This is a genomic window from Magnetospirillum sp. UT-4, from assembly GCF_902729435.1.
Classification (GTDB): domain Bacteria; phylum Pseudomonadota; class Alphaproteobacteria; order Rhodospirillales; family Magnetospirillaceae; genus Magnetospirillum.
In genome coordinates, this window is record NZ_CACVCG010000101.1 from 138,841 (window position 1) to 156,728 (window position 17,888).

A 17,888-nucleotide genomic window follows, 5' to 3' on the forward strand; every position below is an offset into this window, starting at 1 on the left:
AACCTAACCTAACCTAACCCAATCCCGCCAGCACCGCGACGCCGCCGAAGCTCAGGGCCACTCCCAGCCATTGCGGCGGCGTCACCGCCTCCTTGAGGATGAAGCGGGCCAGCAGGAAGGTGATGATGCCGAAGGTGGAGGCGACCACGGTGGCGTCGGCCGCCGCCTCGCCGGCCCCGGCCCACAGCAGGGCCAGCAGCCCCAGCGTGTCGAGCAGCCCCTGGACCGCCACCAGCGCCGCCCAGCGCGGCGGCACCCGCCACTCGCCGCGACGGACCACCACCGGGACCAGCACCAGGGCGGCGAGGCTGCGGGCGATCCATACCGTCTCGACCTCGCCGTGCACGGGGGCGGCGAGGGTGCCGCAATTGAGGGCGGCGCCGAAGGCGGCGCCGCTGGCCAGCGCCAGCACGATGGTGGAGCGGGACGGGCGCACGCTGGTCCTGTCCTCGGGGGCGTGGCGGGCGACCAGCCAGACGCCGGCCATCACCGCCGCCATGGCGGCCCATTCCGCCGGGCCGGGGCGCACGCCGCCGAACGCCACCATCAGCGCCAGCGCCCAGGCCGGGAAGGTATCGACCAGCGGCACCACCACGGTGACCGGGCCGCGCCGCAGGCATTCGTAAAGGCCCAGCATGCCGGCCAGGCCGAAACCGCCATAGGCCAGCGCCCACGGCGACGGCCAACTCGTCAGCGGCAGGCCGTCGCCGGCCGTCAGCAGCCACAGCGTCAACGCGGCGCTGCCCGCCACCGCCACGCCGGCCAGCGCCGCCACGCTGCCCAGCGCGCGGCCCGAGAAGCGGGCGGCGAAGTCGGCCAGGCCCCAGCCCAGGGCGGCCAGCAATCCGAGCAGGACCGATGTCATGTCCGCCACACTGCCCGTGCGCGATCCGTCAGGCAAGCGGCTGTGTTGATCTCGATCAAGGGCGGATTGCGGCATCCACGGCAGGATGGGCGCAAAGGCATCTGGAAAGGACGACCGATGACGATGCGGATCGCGGTTCTGGCATTGGCGGCGACCATGGCGTGGGCGCCGGCCGGCGCGGCCGAGGCGCCGCCCCTGGTGGAAGTGTGGAAAAGCCCGAGCTGCGGCTGCTGCGGCGGCTGGATCGAGCACATGAAGGAGAGCGGCTACCGCGTCAAGGTCACCGACATCGACGACGTCGACCCGGTCAAGGCCGCCCTCGGCGTGCCCAGGCACCTGCGCTCGTGCCATACCGCGCGGGTGGCCGGCTATGTGGTCGAGGGCCATGTCCCGGCCGAGGCGGTCGGCCGCCTGCTGCGCGAGCGCCCGACCGGGATCGGCGGGCTGTCCTCGCCCGACATGCCGTCGGGGTCGCCCGGCATGCCCGGCCCCAAGCAGGTCAACGAGGTGCGCGCGTTCGGAAGCGGCGGCGAGACGGTCTATGGGCGATATTGACGCCACCGGGAAATCGTTCCCGTCCTCTTGACCGACGTCACGGCGGCGCGGCCGGCTTGCCGCCACGCTGTCCCCGACCAAGGAGAGCCGGGACGATGACCTTGTTCGGGGTGACAGCGCTGAAACGCATGGGACGCGGACTTGTCCGCGACCTCGGCGCGCTGGCCGCCCTGCTCGGCTTCCTGTTCACCGCGACGTCGCCCGGCATGGCGCTGGTCGGCCAGGCCGGCGGCCTGGCCGTCCACGGCCCGCTGGCGGCGTTCGTGTGCCAGGCCGAGGGCGGCTCCGTTCAGGCGCTGCCCGCCGGAGAAGAGGCGCCAAAGGGTGCCGAGGATTGCTGCCTGACCTGTCAGGCGGCGCAGTTGGCGAACGGGGCGGTGCCGCCCCAGCACTTCACTCTCCCCACCGAGAGCGCGGACCCGATCCGCTTGCCGCCTGCCGCCCAGTCCTTGGTCCCGTCGGCCCCCGCCCGGCATGCCCAGGCCCGCGCCCCGCCGGCCGCGTAAGGCAGCCGTTTCCACACCTTCACGTCAGTCCGTTTCGCGCCGGCCGCGCACATGCCGGGCATCACGCACCAGCTGGTCACGGCGCCGTCGCCGGTCGCTTGACCGGCGGCGGCGGGGCCAGGCCGGCCAGCGGGCGGCCCTCGCCGAGGGCCAGCAGCAGCGCCACGCCGGCCGCCGAATCCCATTCGGCGGCGCCGACGAAGCGTGCCCGCTCGAGTCCCTGGGGGTCGAGCAGCAGGGTGGTCGGCAGCACCGGCGCGCCCCAGGCCTCGCCGGCCTGGCGGTGGTGGTCGATGCGCACGGCCAGGGTGCGGATGCCCAGGCGGGCATAGGTGTTGACCGCCGACACCGCGCCGGCGCGGTCCAGGCACAGCGCCACCACGTGGGCGCGCCCCGCCATGCGGGCGGCCAGCCGGTCCAGCGCCGGCAGCTCGGCGACGCAGGGCAGGCACCAGCTGGCCCACAGATTGACCAGGGCCGGCCGGCCGCGCCACTGCTCGGGTCCGGCCGCCCGGCCTTCGCCGTCGCGGATGTCGAGGGTGGGCAGCGGCCGTGGCTGGGCGTGGACGAACAGGCCCATCTCCGCCTTGGCGGCGAACGCGGGCAGGGGCAGGGCGGCGGCCGCGAGGGTGGCCAGCAGGGCGCGGCGGTTCATTGCGCCAGCACCTGGCGCAGGCGCGCCGCCACCTCGTCGGGGCCGGCCATGTGGCCCAGGCGGGCGGCGAAGCTGCCGTCGCGGCGCATCAGGTAGATGCCGGCCGAGTGATCGACCAGGTAGGAATCCCGCGCCTCGCCCGGCGGCGGATGGATCTGGTAGCGGACCTTGAAGGCGCGCGCCGCCGCGTCGGTCATCTGCGGCGTGCCGGTCAGGCCGACGAAGGCCGGGCCGAAGGCCGCCATGTAGTCCTTGAGGTGCGCCACGGTGTCGCGCTTGGGATCGACGGTGGCGAAGATCGGCACCACCTGGGCCGCCTCGTCGGCGCTCAGCAGGTCCAGGGCCGCCGCCATGGTCGCCAGGGTGGTCGGGCAGATGTCGGGGCAGTAGGTATAGCCGAACGCCATCATCCGCACCTTGCCGGCGAAACTGGAATCGGTGACGCGGCGGCCGTCATGGGTCTCCAGTAGGAAACGGCCGGTCACCTCCTCGGCCGGCGCCGGCGCCGCCAGGGTCAGCGCCAAGGCGGCCGCCATCACGACTTTCCTCCACATGTCTTCCTCCTTGCCCGGACCGGTACGGGCGGAAGTGAAGCAGACTTCGCACCGTCCCGAATTGACCAAGGTCACGGCTGGCGGGGCGCCATCTCCCCATCCTCGCCGGTGAAGTGTTGGAAACGCTGCCATTCTTATTAACAGCTTGAAGGTGGGGAAAATGAATAGAAGCATGAAGCTGGCGAGCCTGCTCGCCACGGCGAGCTTCGTTGCGCTGGCCGCCGGCCAGGCCTGGTCCGCCGAGAGCCTGCAGGACGTGATGAAGCGCCGCGGGCTGAACGAAAAGGATGTCCTGGCCGCGGCCAAGACCTACACGCCCACCGGCAAGCGCGACGAGTTCGTCGTGTTCTCGTCGGGCGGCCAGAGCGGCCAGGTGATCGTGTACGGCATCCCGTCCATGCGCATCCTCAAGTACATCGGCGTGTTCACGCCCGAGCCCTGGCAGGGCTACGGCTACGACGACGAGTCGAAGCGGGTGCTGAAGGAAGGCTCGACCGTGGACGGCCGCGAGGTGCTGTTCGGCGACACCCACCACCCCGCCATCTCCGAGACCAACGGCGAGTATGACGGCCAGTACCTGTTCATCAACGACAAGAACACCCCGCGCGTCGCCGTCATCGACCTCAAGGACTTCGAGACCAAGCAGATCGTCCAGAACCCGATCCTGCAGTCCGAGCACGGCGGCACCTTCGTGTCGCCCAACACCGACTACATCATCGAGGCGGCCCAGTACGCGGCCCCGCTGGGCGGCGATTTCGTGCCGACCGAGCAGTTCAACGACAAGTACCGCGGCGCGGTGACCTATTGGAAGTTCAACCGGGCCAAGGGCCGCATCGAGCCCGAGAACTCGTTCTCGCTGGAGCTGCCGCCCTACAGCCAGGATCTGTCGGACTTCGGCAAGGGTCCGTCGGACGGCTGGTCGTTCACCAACTCGTTCTGCTCCGAGCGCTATGTCGGCGGCATCGAGCGGGGCCGTCCGCCGTTCGAGGCGGGCTGCTCGGCCAAGGACACCGACTTCCTGCACGTGGTCAACTGGAAGAAGGCCGAGGAGCTGTTCAAGGCCGGCAAGTTCACCAAGGTCAAGGGCCACGCGGTCATCGACCTGGCCACCGCCGCCAAGGAAGGCGTGCTGTTCCTGATCCCCGAGCCGAAGTCGCCGCACGGCGTCGACGTCACCCCCGACGGCAAGTTCATCACCGTCTCGGGCAAGCTCGACACCCACACCAGCGTCTATTCGTTCGAGAAGATCCAGGGCCTGATCAAGGCCGGCCAGTTCGCCGGCAAGGATGAGTACGGCATCCCGATCCTCGACATGCAGAAGTCGCTGCACAAGCAGGTGGAGATCGGCCTCGGCCCGCTGCACACCCAGTACGATGCCAAGCCCTGCGTCGCCTACACCTCGGTGTACGTCGACTCGCAGCTGGCCAAGTGGGATTACTGCGAGGGCAAGGTGCTCGACAAGGTGTCGGTGCACTACAACATCGGCCACCTGATGGCCATGGAAGGCGATTCGGCCAAGCCCGCCGGCAAGTACGTGGTGGCGCTGAACAAGCTGGCCATCGACCGCTTCAATCCGGTCGGCCCGCTGCATCCGCAGAACCACCAGCTGATCGACGCCTCCAACGACAAGATGCAGCTGCTCTACGACATGCCGCTTCCGCTGGGCGAGCCCCACTACGCGGTGGCCATCGCCGCCGACAAGCTGAAGCCGCATATCCGCTACCCGCACGGCACCGATTCGCGCACCGAGGAGAAGCACCCGGCCGCCGTCCGCGCCGGCCAGGAGCGGACCGAGAGGAAGCCCGGCAAGGTCGAGGTGTTCGGCACCGTCATCCGCTCGCACATCACGCCCGAGATCATCGAGGTCACGGAAGGCGACGAAGTCACCGTCCACCTCACCAACCTCGAGCGTGCCCAGGACGAGACCCACGGCTTCGCGGTGTCCAAGCACAACGTCAACCTGTCGCTGGAGCCGGGCAAGACCGCCTCGGCCACCTTCAAGGCCAACAAGGCCGGCGTCTATCCGTACTACTGCACCGAGTTCTGCTCGGCGCTGCACCTGGAGATGCAGGGCTACCTGCTGGTCCAGCCCGCCAACTACAAGGCGGCCGACGCCGCCAAGGGCAAGGAGGGCGTGGCCTACACCCAGAAGGACTATGACGGCCGCGTGAAGGCCAACGTCGATACCCAGAAGGTGATCGACAGCGTGGTCGGCTACATCACCAGCGTGAACTACAAGGACTTCCCGCAGGCGGTCGCCCTGGTCGAGGACGCCACCGACCAGCTCAACTTCGCCAAGGGCGCCAAGGACAAGTCCGAGGAGTTCGCCAAGAAGGCGGACTGGCAGAACGCCATGCTGTGGGCCGAGCAGTGGTTCCAGTACCAGGTCAAGGCGGCCGATATCGGTCTGCGCGCCAAGTCCCACCTGGAGCAGAACGGGGCCAAGAAGGTCCAGTAACCGAAATCCTTCCCCCGCGCCCGGCGCGGGGGAAGGGGATGTTGCGATTATCGACGACGGGGGGCGGAGCAATCCGCCCCCCGTTTCACAAGGACGAGGGAGGTATTGATGTTCGTCAACCCGTTGATCCGTCCGCTGGCGGTGGCCGCGCTGCTGGCCGTTGCGGCGGCCCCGGCGCTGGCCGCCGACGGCAAGCAGCTGTTCACCGACAAGGGCTGCGTCGCCTGTCACGGCGAGGACGCCAACACGCCCCTCGACGTCGGCTATCCCCGCCTGGCCGGCCAGAACGCCGAATACGCCTTCACCCAGATGAAGGACATCAAGTCGGGGGCGCGAGCCAACGGGCTCACCGCCGAGACCATGAAGCCGATCCTGGACGAGGTCTCCGAGCCCGAGATGCGGGCCCTGGCCGATTACCTGGCCACGCTGCCGCGCCTGGCCGGCACCGGTCCCGCCGGCGCCGGCAAGAAGCTGTACATGACCAAGACCTGCGTCGCCTGCCACGGCAAGGACGGGCTGAAGCCGGTGCTGAAGACCTATCCGGCCATCGGCGGCCAGGAGAAGGCGTACCTGCTGACCCAGATGAAGGACATCAAGTCCGGGGCCCGCAAGAACGGCGCCACCAACGCCATGCAGCCGGTCATGCACCTGGTGACCGAGGCCGAGATCGAGCCCATCGCCGAGTTCTTAGCCAACGTCAAGTAAGTCCCGCACCCCTAGGGGTACAAGCATTACCTAATAAACCAAGCCAGCGGAGAGAGAGGAATGAAGACCATCATCCGGGCCGCCGCGGTCGCCTTCGTGGCAACCGCCGCCTTCGGCACTATCGCCCTTGCCGGGCCGCGCGACAAGCCGGCCCAGGGCAAGTCGGTGGGCGACAAGGACTACCAGTGGAACGCCGGCGGCGGCGAGCAGGACGAAGCGCTGCACCTCAAGCCCGACCTCAAGAACGGCCGCGACGTCTACGAGGTCTGCGCCGCCTGCCACCTGCCCGAAGGCTGGGGCCTGACCGACGGCACCTTCCCGCAGCTGGCCGGCCAGCACAACAAGGTCATCATCAAGCAGCTGGCCGACATCCGCGCCCTCAACCGCGACAACCCGACCATGTATCCCTTCGCGCTGCCCGACCAGATCGGCGGCCCCCAGGCCATCGCCGACGTCGCCGCCTATATCGGCACGCTGAAGATGAACCCGGAACCCGGCATGGGCGACGGCAAGGACCTGGAGCACGGCAAGAAGCTCTACAAGGACAATTGCGCCCGCTGCCACGGCGACCACGGCCAGGGCGACAACGCGAAGTATTATCCGCGCCTGGAGGGCCAGCATTACAACTACCTGGTCCGCCAGTACCAGTGGATCAAGGAAGGCAAGCGCCGCAACGCCAATCCCGACATGATCAAGCAGATCCAGTGGATGACCGAGCGCGACACCAAGGCGGTGCTGGACTACGTCAGCCGCATCAAGCCCCCGGCCGACAAGATCGGTCCCAAGGGCTGGAAGAATCCCGACTTCGAATGATCGGGAGGCGGGCGCCCGGGTCCTCCGGGCGCCCCATCGCCAAGACCAGCGAGAGGCTGCCATGCAGACCCAGATTTCCGGCCCGCCGCGGCACCTGTTCCGCATCCTCACCGCCATTGCCATGGCGCTGATCGTGGCCGCGTTCTTTTCCCCCATCTGGTGGGTGGCGCTGAAGGCGCCCAACTACCCCGAGCACACCTTCCCCGACGGCGTGCGCATCCACTTCCACGTCAACGGCGTCTTCAACGGCTGCAAGGAGCGCCCCAAGACCGCCGACGTCTACGAGGACGAGGCGCTGGACTGCGTCCACGAGATGAACGTCATCAACCACTTCATCGGCATGGAGCCGATCGAGAAGGGGGCGCGGCTGGAGATCGCCGCCAGCCCGTACCTGTTCGGCCTGGCGCTCGCCATGCTGGCCGGGTTCCTGGTCTATTCGGGGCCGTTCTGGTGGGCGCTGCCGCTGGCCGGCGTGGTCATCCCGGTGGCCTTCGTGGTCGATTACGCCGCCTGGCTGTGGTGGTTCGGCCACAACCTGCATCCGTGGGGCGCCTTCACGGTCAAGCCGTTCATGCCGACCGTGTTCGGCGAGGGCAAGGTCGCCCAGTTCGGCACCTTCTCGTATCCCCATTACGGCTTCGGCCTGCTCGCCGCCGCCGCCCTGCTGCTGCTGCTGGCCCTGCTGCTGCGGCGCAAGCAGCTGAAGGCGGAGCGGGGGTAGGGCGCCATGATCCGGGCACTGTCGTACGGAATTCGAATAATCCGTTCGATTTCCGTATCATGCGCCCATTGCGGGCGCGGCCAAGCAAACCGGAGGTTTGCGCCCGGCGAGGGACGAACAAAACCATACCAAGTCCGAATTCATAATTCGGACTTGGTATCAGCCGTCGCCGCCCTGCTCGCCGCCGCCTCGGTGGTCGGCGCGGCGGTGCCGGAGCCGCCGCCTTCGCGCGACGCCGCCGAGATCCAGGCGATGATCGACGCCGCCGAACCCGGGGCGGAGATCCGGCCCGAGCCGGGGCGCTACCGCGGCCGGGTGCTGGTGGACAAGCCGCTGATCCTGGACGGCGGCGGCAAGGTCACCATCGACGCCGGCGGCAGCGGCACCGTGATGGTGGTGCGCACCAACGACGCCACCGTGCGCGGCCTGCACCTGACCGGCACCGGCGAGGACCACAACGCCGAGGATTCGGGCATCCAGGTGCGCGGCAACAACAACGTGGTCAAGGACAACGTCATCGACGACGCGCTGTTCGGCATCGACCTGCAGCAATCCTATTTCAACGTCATCCGCCGCAACCGCATCGCCTCGAAGCCCCTCGATCTCGGGGTGCGCGGCGATTCCATCCGGCTGTGGTACTCCGACGACAACCTGATCGAGGACAACGAGGTCAAGGACAGCCGCGATTTCGTGCTGTGGTACGCCAAGCGCAACACCGTGCGCGGCAACCTGTCGACCGGCAGCCGCTACGGCATGCATTTCATGTTCGCCGCCGACAATGTGGTGGAGAACAACCGCTTCCTCAACAATTCGGTCGGCATCTCGATGATGTACGACGAGGGCGACGTGGTGCGCAACAACGTCATCTCGCACTCGGTGGGGGCGACCGGGACCTGTCTGTCGCTCAAGGAGGCCAGCAACATCGTCATCGAGGGCAACGAGATCCTGTATTGCGCCAACGGCATCTTCCTCGATCTCTCGCCGTTCCAGCCCGAGGCGGTCAACCGCATATCCAACAACCGCATCGCCTTCAACGACATCGCCATCTCGTTCCTCAACGACTGGGAGCGCAACCACTTCACCGGCAACCGGCTGACCGGCAACATGACCGAGGTGGCGGTGTTCGGCGGCGGCTCGGCCAAGCGCAACCTGTGGGATGGCAATGCCTGGGACGGCTACGAGGGCTTCGATCGCGACGGCGACGGCATCGGCGACACCCCGCACCGGGTGATGGGCTATGCCGGCCGGGTGTGGATGGACGTTCCCGACACCCGCTTCTTCAAGGGCACGGCGATCCTTGAAGTGCTCGACTTCCTCGACCGTCTGGCCCCGTTCAGCGAGCCCGAACTGCTGCTGGAGGACAGCCGCCCGGTTAGCGCCAAGAGAAAGGAGCCGGCATGACCGCCGCCGCCGTCCGGCCGCCGCCATCCCCGGTGCAACTGGAACGCCGCCGCCGCTTCCTGCGCTCGGTCCTGCTGGGCGGGGCCGCCGTGGGCGCCGCCCTGGCCGGGTGGATACCCATTGCCATTCGCGCCGAACCCCGGCTGCGTCCGCCGGGCGCCATCGCCGAGGACGAGTTCCTGGCCTCGTGCATCAAGTGCGGCCAGTGCGTCCAGGTCTGTCCCGTCAAGGCCATCGAGCTGGGCGACATCACCGAGGGCTTCGGCATCGGCGTGCCCCACATCGACGCCCGCGCCCAGGCCTGCGACTTCTCGTGCGACGCGGTGCAGTGCATCCTGGCCTGCCCGACCGGGGCGCTGACCCACGCCATCTCGAAGAAGGAAGAGGTGCGCATGGGCATCGCCCGGCTGGCCCGGCCCGATGCCTGCCTGGCCCGCCAGGGCGCCGGCTTCAAGGGCCAGGCGCGGGGGCCGTCCTATACCGGCCTGCACCGCTACGAGAAGGTGGATCGCTGGAAGCCGATCCCGGTGGCCGACCATCCCTACGACCTGGAGCTGTGCGATTTGTGCGTGCGCGAATGCCCGGTCCCGGAGGCCATCCGGCTGGGGCCCATGAGCGATGATCCCGCCGACCGCCGCCGCCACGTCGAGATCACCCAGACCTGCGTCGGCTGCGGCATGTGCGAGATGATCTGCCCGGTGGAACCGGCCGCCATCGTCATCGACGCCCGCGCCCAATGGAGGCCGGCATGAGCCTGATGCAGTCCATCGCCATCATGCTCGGGCGCGAGCCGGCCAAGCCCGCACCCGAGGCCTATTCGCCCGAGGCCCGGGCGCTGCACGAGGAGAAGCGCGCCCACAAGGCCGACAAGGCGTTGCGCGACGAGCTGCACGCCGCCTTGCACGACGCCCACAAGGTCCATACCTGGCGCAACCGGCGCTGGATCACCCTGCTGGTGGTGAACCTGCTGTTCGTCGCCTCGTACCGCTTCGACGTGCAGCTGATCGAGGGGGCGCTGACCGCCTCGCGGGTCATCGGCTTCCACTTCGCCGACCTCAATTCGGCGCTGCAGGTGACGCTGGCCTTCAAGACCATCCTCATCAACCTGATCATCGGCACCGGCACGGTGCTGCTGATGTGGCTGCTGCTGGGCGGGCGCTCGTTCTGTTCCTGGACCTGCCCCTACCATCTGGTGGCCGAATGGGCCGAGGCGCTGCACCTGAAGCTTGCGGCCAGGAAGCTGGTCAAGGACCACGCCCTCGACCGCCGTGTCCGCACCGTGCTGTGGGTGGTGTTCGCGGTGCTGGCCCTGGGAACCGGCTATACGGTGTACGAGACCATTTCGCCCACCGGCATCCTCTCGCGCGCCCTGATCTACGGCCCCGGCCTGGCGCTGGGGGTGGTCGGCGTGCTGCTGCTGCTGGAGATCTTCTATTCGCGTCGCCTGTGGTGCCGCTATTTGTGCCCCATCGGGCTGACCTACGGCGCGGTGGGGGCGGTGAGCCCGCTGCGGGTGGCCTATCGCCCGGCGCTGTGCCACCACGAGGGCGCCTGCCGCAAGGTCTGCCTGGTGCCGCACGTGCTCGACGCCACCAAGAAGGGCTACGCCACCGGCCTGCACCAGGGGCTGGGGGCCGATTGCACCCGCTGCGGCCTGTGCGTCGACATCTGCCCGACCGGATCGCTGCGGTTCGAGGTCAAGTACCTGGACAAGCTGCTGTGAGAAAGGACCCCCGCCCATGATCCGCTTCCAGGACGTCGCCAAGACCTTCCGGCGCACAGCTGTGCTGGAGCGGGTCTCGCTCGACATCCTGAAGGGCGACCGCATCGCCCTGGTCGGCTCCAACGGCGCCGGCAAGACCACGCTGATCCGCTGCCTGCTGGGCGAATACGTGCATGAGGGACGGGTGTGGGTGGACGGGCTCGAGCCGCGCCGGGCCCGCCGCGAGGTGCTGGCCCGGGTCGGCTTCGTGCCGCAGATCCCGCCGCCGCTGAAGATGCCGGTGGGCGAGCTGGTGGGCTTCGCCGCCTCGGTCTGCGGCTCGGACCCGGCCCGCATGGTGGCGGTGATGGCCGAGCTGGGCCTGGATTACGACCGCATCCGTCGGCTGCCCTTCGTCAAGCTGTCGGGCGGCATGAAGCAGAAGACCCTGATCGGGGTGGCGCTGGGCCGGCCCTCGGACATCCTGATCATGGACGAGCCGGCCGCCAACCTGGACCCCGAGGCCCGCCACATCTTCTTCCGCCTGCTGGCGGCCCGGAAGGACGACGGCATCATGCTGATCACCAGCCACCGCCTGGACGAGGTGGCGGCGCTGGTCAACCGGGTCGTCGAGATGGACATGGGCCGGGTGGTGCTGGACGACCGCGTCGCCGATACGGTGGACATGGCCAGCCGCATGGCCTGCCGCGTCACCCTGGTCCGCCCCGACGAGGCCTTCGCCCGCACCATCGCCGACTGGGGCTTCGAGGGCGGCGGCACCCACTGGCGGGGGCCGGTCAACGGGCCGGACCGGCTCAGGTTCTTCGCCATGCTGTCGCGTTACACCGGGCTGATCGCCGGGCTGGAAATGGCCGAGGGGAAACGGGAGGGGAATCCATGTGCAACCGAGAAGGTGTGAGCCGCCGCTTTTTCATCGGCCTGGCCCCTGGACTGGTTCTCACCCTGGCCGGCTGCGGAGAGGACAGGACCGGGCCGGTCTCGGTGCGCTGGGGCAAGGAATATTGCGAGTATTGCGGCATGATCGTCGACGATCCCCGCTATGCCGCCCAGGTCCGCGCCAAGGGCGGGCGGGCGAAGAAATTCGACGATCTGGGCGACGCCGTGCTGTGGCTGGCCCGGCAGCCCTTCGCCGAGGACCCCGCCACCGAGTTCTGGGTCGGCGATTGCGAGAAGGGGGTGTGGCTGGACGGCCGCATGGCCTGGTACCTGGAGGGCCGCAAATCGCCCATGGGCCATAATTTCGGCGCGGTGCCCGACGGCCGCGCCGGGGCGGTTGACTTCGCCGCCTTCCGGCGCACCATCCTGGAGCGCGGTTCCACCAGCCGTTGCGAGACGCCGACGCAAGGGAGCACCTAGCGATGATCGCCTTCCTCCGCGCCGCCCGCCTGGACGTCCAGGAATCGCTGCGGGCGCGCTGGTTCCTGTTCTACGCCCTGGTGTTCGGCGGCATCGTGGTCGGGCTGTTCGTGTTCGGCCTGACCGAATCGCGCATCCTGGGCTTCACCGGGTTGTCGCGGCTGCTGGTCACCTACATCCAGCTCTGCGTCGCCATCCTGCCCATCTTCGTGCTCATCACCACCGTGCGCTCGGTGGCCGGCGACCGCGAGGCCGGGGTGTTCGAGTACATGCTGTCGCTGCCGGTGCCGCTGTCGGCCTGGTACTGGGGCCGCATGACCGGGCGCTTCACCGTGGTGTTCCTGCCGGTCTTCGCCGCCATGGCCGCCGCCGCCGCCTATGCCGAATTCCGCCAGATCGGCGTCGCCTGGGACCTGTTCGCCGTCTACACCCTGCTGCTGGTGTCGCTGGCCTGGGCGTTCCTGGGCTTCGGCATGCTGATCTCGGTGCTGGCGCGGTCCTCGGACGTGGCCCAGACCGGGGCCTTCCTGCTGTGGCTGGTGCTGCTGCTGTTCCTCGACCTGGTGCTGCTGGGGGTGCTGGTGCGCGAGCAGATGCCGCTGGAGCTGGTGGTCGGCCTCGCCCTGCTCAATCCGCTGCAATCCTTCCGCACCGCCGCCATCCTGCTGTTCGATCCGCAGATGGTGGTGCTGGGGCCGGCCGCCTACGTCATCCTCGATTCGCTGGGGGCCAAGGGCTACCTGGCCTTCGCCCTGGCCTGGCCGGTGCTGCTGGGGACCGGGGCGGCGGCGTTGGGCTACCGGCTGTTCCGGCGGGGCGACCTGCCGTGACCCTGTCGGGGACCTTCGGCCGCGAGAGCGTCGCGCCGGCCGAGCGCGAGCGCCGCATCCGCGCCGTGTTCCAGGCGGTGGCCGGGCGCTACGACCTGATGAACGACGTCATGAGCATGGGCATCCACCGGCTGTGGAAGCGGGCCATGGCCAAGGCGGCGAACCCTAAGCCGGGCGAGTTCGTGGTCGATCTGGCCGGCGGCACCGGCGACGTCGCCCGCCTGCTGGCCGGGGCGGGAGCGGCGGTGATGGTGTGCGACCCCAGCCCGGCGATGATGGCGGTGGGACGGCGGCGCTGCCCGCCCGAGGTGGGGTTCGTCGAGGGCAGCGCCGAGGCGATGCCGTTCGAGACCGGCTCGGTGGATCTGGTCACCATCGCCTTCGGCCTGCGCAACGCCACCGAGCCCGAGGCCGCCTTGCGCGAGATCATCCGCGTGCTAAAGCCGGGCGGGCGCGTCCTGTGCCTGGAATTCTCGCGCCCCTGGGCGCCGGTGCGGCCGTTCTACGATTCCTGGTCCTATTGGGCGATTCCGCGCCTGGGCGCCTGGGTGGCGGGCGAGCCGGCGGCCTATGAATACCTGGTGGAGTCCATCCGCCGCTTCCCCGACCAGCGCGAGCTGGCCAACATGATGCACGATGCCGGCTTTGCCAATGTCGGGTGGAGGAACTACTCTGCCGGCATCGCATGCCTGCACCGCGGGGTGAAGCCATGAGGATCGAGCCCGGCGCGCCGCCGCCGGAGATCGCCGTTCCCGGCGCCGAACCGGCCAGCCGCTCCGACCGGCCGCCCACCGGCTGGCGGCTGTGGCTGGTCGCGGCGCGGCCGCGCACCCTGTCCATCGCGGTGGCGCCGGTCGTCCTCGGGGCGGCGCTGGCCCAGGGCGGCTGGGGCGCCTTCCGGCCGCTGCCGCTGCTGGCGACGCTGCTGGCGGCGCTGCTGATCCAGGCCGGCACCAATCTGTGGAACGACGTCGGCGACGCCATCAGGGGCGGCGACCAGCCCATGCGCCAGGGGCCGCCGCGGGTGACGGCGCTGGGCTGGGCCAGTCCGGCCCGGGTCCGGGCGGCCGCCTCGGCCTGCTTCGGCCTCGCCGGCCTGCTCGGTCTGTATCTCGGCTGGCTGGGCGGCTGGCCGGTCCTGGCCCTGGGGGCGGCGTCGCTGCTGGCCGGCTGGGCCTATTCCGGCGGACCGTTCCCCATCGCCTATACCGCCCTGGGCGAGGCCTTCGTGGTCGCCTTCTTCGGCGTCGGCGCGGTGGCCGGCACGGTGTGGCTGCAGGCCGAAGCCATGGACGCCGCCACCCTGGCCGCCGGTTTCGCCATCGGCCTGCCGGCGGCGGCGGTGCTGATGGTCAACAATTTCCGCGACCTCGAGCCCGACCGCCTGGCCGGGCGGCGCACCCTGGCCATCCGGCTGGGGCCGGACGGGGCGCGGGCGGTCTACGCCATCCTGATGATGGCGCCGTTGGCGCTGCTGCCGCCGGCCGGCGCCGGGTGGCCGGTGCTGCTGGCGGCGCCCGAGGCGGTGCGCCTGATCCTGGCCTTCGCCCGCGAGCCGCGCGGTCCCGGCTTCAACCGCATCCTCGCCCAGACCGCGCGCTATCAGCTGCTGCTGGCCGGCCTCGCCGCCCTGGGGCTGCTGGCATGATCACCGAGGCCCTGCTGCCCTTGGGCCTGGCCTTCATCATGTTCGCCATGGGTCTGGCCCTGACGCCCGCCGATTTCCGCCTGGTGGCGACCCGGCCGCGCGCCGTCGCCCTCGGGCTGGCCTGCCAGATGCTGCTGTTGCCGGCCCTGGCCTGGGGGCTGGTCGAGGTCTTCGCGCCGCCGCCGGCCTTCGCGGTGGGATTGATCATCCTGGCCGCCTGCCCGGGCGGCATCACCTCGAACCTGCTCACCCACCTGGCCGGCGGCGCCACCGCCCTGGCGGTGTCGCTGACCGCGCTGACCAGCGTCGCCGGCGCGGTGTCGGTGCCGCTGGTGGTCAATCTGGCCCTGATGCGCTTCGCCGGGGCCGAGCAGATGGTCGATCTGCCGGTGGCGCGCATGACCCTGGGCGTGTTCGCCGTCGCCACCCTGCCGCTGCTGCTGGCCATGGCGGTCAAGGCCCGCTTCCCCGCCGCCGCCCTGCGCACGGAGCCAATCGCCCGCCACGTCGCCACCGTCCTGTTCGCCCTCATCGTGGTCGGCGCCTTCGCCAGCCAGTGGGCGACCATGACCGAGCATGCCGGGCAGGTGCTGCCGCCGGCCCTGGCCCTCAACGCCGCCGCCATGGCGCTGGCGTTCCTGGCGGCGCGCGGCGCCCGGCTGGAGCGGCGCGAGGGCATCGCGGTGGTGATGGAGACCGGGCTGCAGAACGGCGCGCTGGGCATCTTCGTGGCGGCGACCCTGCTGCAGGATCCGGCCATGATGGTGCCCAGCATCACCTACGCGCTGGTGATGAACGCCACCGCCGTGCTGTTCATCCTGGCGGTGCGCGGCCGCCTTACCGCCCGAACAGCGCGCCCGGGTTGAGCGGCAGCGGTCCCTGGTTCTGCTTCTGCTGCGGCTGCTGCTGCTGCTGCTGCCCGCCGGACGAGCCCGACCCCGAGCCGCCGCCCAGCAGGCCGCCCAGCGCGCCGCCCACCGCGCCGCCCTTGCCCTGCAGCGCGCCCTGGATGGCCTGGCCGGCCTGGCCCTTGACCATGGCGGCGAGGTCGGGGCGGTAGGACAGGTTGTCCCACGGGCCTTCGACGATCACCGGCACGGCGAGGCCGGCCACGTCGGACTTGCCGCCCTGGCCTTCCAGGCTGGCCACCGCCTTGGGCTCGATGCGGTAATGGATGGTGCGCGGCGGCAGTTCCACCGTGCCGGCGCCCTCGACCCGCAGCAGCGGCGACTTCAACGCCAGGTCCTTGTTGCTGACGATGCCGTCGGTGATGGTGAAGGTGCCGCCCAGCTCGGCGAAATCGGTCTTCTGGGCGCCGCCGGTGCCGGTGAAGGCGGTGGCGACGTTGCGCACCATCTCGCCCAGGTTGATGCCCTTGATGGCGCCGTTCAGGAAGGCCAGGGCGCCCTTGCCGTCGAGGCTGGAGACCAGCTGGCGCTCGGACTTGCCGCGCCCCGTGACCTGGACGTCGAAATTGCCGGTGCCCGACAGCCGGTCGAAGCCGGCGGAATCGGTCAGGAACGGCTCGGCGGCCAGGCCCTTGAGGTTGAAGGCGGCGTCCAGGCCGATGCCGGGCTGGCTGCCGTCCACCGCCAGGCGGCCCTTGCCGGCGCCCTGGTAGAGCGACAGCTGGGTGAGGTCGGCGACCATGCGGCCGTTGGCGATGTCCAGGGTGAGGGCGCTCTTGCCGACCTGGATCTTCTTGACCTTGATGGCGCCCACCGACAGGGCGAAGTCCACATCGGCGGCCTTCAGGCCCGAGGCGTCGATGGCATCGTCGCTCCAGTCCGACTTGGCCGCGCCGCCGCCGCCGGCCGGGGCGGGGGAGGAGGCGCCGCCGCCGCCGGCCTTGGCCTGGCCCTCGGGCGGCAGATAGGGGTTGAGGTCGAGGGTGTCGATGTCGAGGCGGCCCTTCAGCGCCGGCCGCGCCCCGCCGGTATCGACGGCGAAGTCGCCATTGGCCTTGATGGAATCGATGGCGATGGCGGCCTGGGACAGCGACACCTTGGTGCCGCCGGCCGCCAGCATGCCCTTCAGCGAGAACGGACCGAGGCCGGTGCCGGGGGCGTCCAGCGGCTTGGTGGTCGCCCACTGGACCAGATTGCGGATCGAGGGCACCGAGAGGTCGAGCTCGCCCTTGGCGCCGGCCGCCTTGCCGCCGGTGGCGTCGCCCTTGAACGACAGCTTGACGGTCTCGGCGCCGATGGCGATCTCGACCGGCGAGGTGCCGCCCTCCATCACCGCGCGCGGCTTGGCCACGCCCAGGGACAGGTCGATGGTCTTGCCGTGCCACTTGGCCGAGCCCTTGGCGGCCAGCGGCGAATCCAGATTCTTCAGGGTGAGGGTGAGGTCGACCGCGTCCACCTCCTCCTTGGTGCCGGCCTTGGCGTCCACATAGACCAGACGGCCGTTGGAAATGCGGACGTCGCCCAAGGCCACGTCGCCCAGCCCGGCACCGCCGCCGCCGCCGCCGCCCGAATCCGCGGGCTTGGCGGCCGGCTTGGCCTCGGTCTTGGCGCCGGGGGTGTCGAACACCCAGTTGGCGCGGCCCTGGCGGTCCACTTCCAGGTTGATGAGCGGATCGACCAGCACGAAGCTGTCCACCTCGACCCGGCCCGACAGGATGGGGATCAGCTTCAGCTGCACGTCCAGAGCCCCCAGGCGCACCAGATCCTTGGACGAGAAGCCGGGCGGATTGGACAGCGCCACGTTGGACACCTGCACCGACAGCGAGGGGAAGGCCGAGACCGAGACCTTGCCGTCGATGGTGAGGTCGCGGCCGGTGGCCGCCTTCACCTGGGCCACCACCTCCTGCTTGATGCGGTCGGCCGGGACCAGGGACGGCAGCACCACCAGGGCGGCCACCACCACGGCGGCGAGGGCGGCGAGTGCAATCAGCAGTTTCTTCATGACGGACCTCGGCGATCGGAGCGCGGATGCAAATCCTATACCCGGGCCATTGTGCATATCTACCCCGGAATTCCGCACGGGCGGGTGGCAGCCCATCGGCGTTCCCTTAGGCGGGAGCTTCGTCTCATTCGGGCCTCACCCTGAGGAGCCGCCCCAGGCGGCGTCTCGAAGGGCCTGGCCCGCCCCAT

Annotated in this window: 19 protein-coding genes; 15 read left to right on the plus strand and 4 right to left on the minus strand. The window is 69.9% G+C overall.

The genetic code is table 11. The features are described 5' to 3' along the window. Nucleotides 1-13: 13 nt before the first annotated feature. Nucleotides 14-865 (minus strand): EamA family transporter, encoded by an 852-nt coding sequence (locus tag MTBUT4_RS14165; protein ID WP_173980340.1) that lies wholly within the window; start codon nt 863-865, stop codon nt 14-16. Nucleotides 866-982: 117 nt separating this feature from the next. On the opposite strand from MTBUT4_RS14165, the gene MTBUT4_RS14170 reads away from it, so the two are divergent. Continuing rightward, on the plus strand, nt 983-1,420 hold the full coding sequence (locus MTBUT4_RS14170) for a DUF411 domain-containing protein (protein WP_254434866.1): 438 nt from the start codon (nt 983-985) through the stop codon (nt 1,418-1,420). A gap of 95 nt (nt 1,421-1,515) precedes the next feature. After that, nucleotides 1,516-1,926: a hypothetical protein gene (locus MTBUT4_RS14175; RefSeq protein ID WP_173980341.1), complete on the plus strand. Its 411-nt coding sequence runs from the start codon at nt 1,516-1,518 to the stop codon at nt 1,924-1,926. A gap of 76 nt (nt 1,927-2,002) precedes the next feature. Here the strand turns inward: MTBUT4_RS14175 and MTBUT4_RS14180 are convergent, their stop codons facing one another. Further along, the gene (locus tag MTBUT4_RS14180) at nt 2,003-2,581 is read right to left on the minus strand and encodes a TlpA disulfide reductase family protein (protein ID WP_173980342.1); all 579 of its coding nucleotides are present in this window, start codon (nt 2,579-2,581) and stop codon (nt 2,003-2,005) included. Then, a complete protein-coding gene (locus tag MTBUT4_RS14185) occupies nt 2,578-3,135 on the minus strand; it encodes an SCO family protein (protein ID WP_173980343.1) in 558 nt (185 codons plus the stop codon). The genes MTBUT4_RS14180 and MTBUT4_RS14185 overlap by 4 nt, the downstream gene beginning before the upstream one ends. Before the next feature lie 160 nt (nt 3,136-3,295). Here MTBUT4_RS14185 and nosZ point away from each other — a divergent pair, with 160 nt between their 5' ends. The 13 genes from nosZ to MTBUT4_RS14250 all read left to right on the plus strand — a co-directional run bounded on the left by nosZ (nt 3,296) and on the right by MTBUT4_RS14250 (nt 15,656). Beyond that, nucleotides 3,296-5,593 carry a Sec-dependent nitrous-oxide reductase gene (gene nosZ / locus MTBUT4_RS14190; protein ID WP_173980344.1) on the plus strand — a complete coding sequence of 766 codons (2,298 nt, stop codon included), beginning with the start codon at nt 3,296-3,298 and terminating at the stop codon, nt 5,591-5,593. A 108-nt stretch (nt 5,594-5,701) separates the two neighbouring features. Beyond that, on the plus strand, nt 5,702-6,298 hold the full coding sequence (locus MTBUT4_RS14195) for a c-type cytochrome (RefSeq protein WP_173980345.1): 597 nt from the start codon (nt 5,702-5,704) through the stop codon (nt 6,296-6,298). Between the two features lie 60 nt (nt 6,299-6,358). Further along, entirely contained in the window at nt 6,359-7,111 is a 753-nt protein-coding gene (locus tag MTBUT4_RS14200; protein WP_173980346.1) for a c-type cytochrome, read from the plus strand. A 61-nt stretch (nt 7,112-7,172) separates the two neighbouring features. Next, a complete protein-coding gene (locus MTBUT4_RS14205) occupies nt 7,173-7,832 on the plus strand; it encodes a hypothetical protein (RefSeq protein ID WP_173980347.1) in 660 nt (219 codons plus the stop codon). 153 nt (nt 7,833-7,985) lie between these two features. Further along, complete coding sequence (gene nosD / locus MTBUT4_RS14210) at nt 7,986-9,233, plus strand: nitrous oxide reductase family maturation protein NosD (protein WP_173980348.1); 1,248 nt, start codon at nt 7,986-7,988, stop codon at nt 9,231-9,233. After that, nucleotides 9,230-9,985, plus strand: coding sequence for a 4Fe-4S dicluster domain-containing protein (locus MTBUT4_RS14215; RefSeq protein ID WP_173980349.1), 756 nt, complete (start codon nt 9,230-9,232; stop codon nt 9,983-9,985). Before nosD ends, MTBUT4_RS14215 begins: the two co-directional genes overlap by 4 nt. Beyond that, nucleotides 9,982-10,956 carry a NapH/MauN family ferredoxin-type protein gene (locus MTBUT4_RS14220; RefSeq protein WP_173980350.1) on the plus strand — a complete coding sequence of 325 codons (975 nt, stop codon included), beginning with the start codon at nt 9,982-9,984 and terminating at the stop codon, nt 10,954-10,956. The genes MTBUT4_RS14215 and MTBUT4_RS14220 overlap by 4 nt, the downstream gene beginning before the upstream one ends. Before the next feature lie 16 nt (nt 10,957-10,972). Further along, a complete protein-coding gene (locus MTBUT4_RS14225) occupies nt 10,973-11,854 on the plus strand; it encodes an ABC transporter ATP-binding protein (protein ID WP_173980351.1) in 882 nt (293 codons plus the stop codon). Beyond that, the gene (locus MTBUT4_RS14230) at nt 11,851-12,312 is read left to right on the plus strand and encodes a nitrous oxide reductase accessory protein NosL (protein WP_254434867.1); all 462 of its coding nucleotides are present in this window, start codon (nt 11,851-11,853) and stop codon (nt 12,310-12,312) included. Before MTBUT4_RS14225 ends, MTBUT4_RS14230 begins: the two co-directional genes overlap by 4 nt. Before the next feature lie 2 nt (nt 12,313-12,314). Continuing rightward, complete coding sequence (locus MTBUT4_RS14235) at nt 12,315-13,142, plus strand: ABC transporter permease (RefSeq protein WP_173980353.1); 828 nt, start codon at nt 12,315-12,317, stop codon at nt 13,140-13,142. After that, a complete protein-coding gene (locus MTBUT4_RS14240) occupies nt 13,139-13,855 on the plus strand; it encodes a class I SAM-dependent methyltransferase (protein ID WP_173980354.1) in 717 nt (238 codons plus the stop codon). Before MTBUT4_RS14235 ends, MTBUT4_RS14240 begins: the two co-directional genes overlap by 4 nt. Then, a complete protein-coding gene (gene menA, locus MTBUT4_RS14245) occupies nt 13,852-14,790 on the plus strand; it encodes a 1,4-dihydroxy-2-naphthoate octaprenyltransferase (protein ID WP_173980355.1) in 939 nt (312 codons plus the stop codon). The genes MTBUT4_RS14240 and menA overlap by 4 nt, the downstream gene beginning before the upstream one ends. Further along, a complete protein-coding gene (locus tag MTBUT4_RS14250; RefSeq protein ID WP_173980356.1) occupies nt 14,787-15,656 on the plus strand; it encodes a bile acid:sodium symporter family protein in 870 nt (289 codons plus the stop codon). The genes menA and MTBUT4_RS14250 overlap by 4 nt, the downstream gene beginning before the upstream one ends. Here the strand turns inward: MTBUT4_RS14250 and MTBUT4_RS14255 are convergent. Beyond that, nucleotides 15,628-17,700, minus strand: coding sequence for an AsmA family protein (locus tag MTBUT4_RS14255; protein WP_173980357.1), 2,073 nt, complete (start codon nt 17,698-17,700; stop codon nt 15,628-15,630). The genes MTBUT4_RS14250 and MTBUT4_RS14255 overlap by 29 nt on opposite strands. Nucleotides 17,701-17,888: the final 188 nt, after the last annotated feature.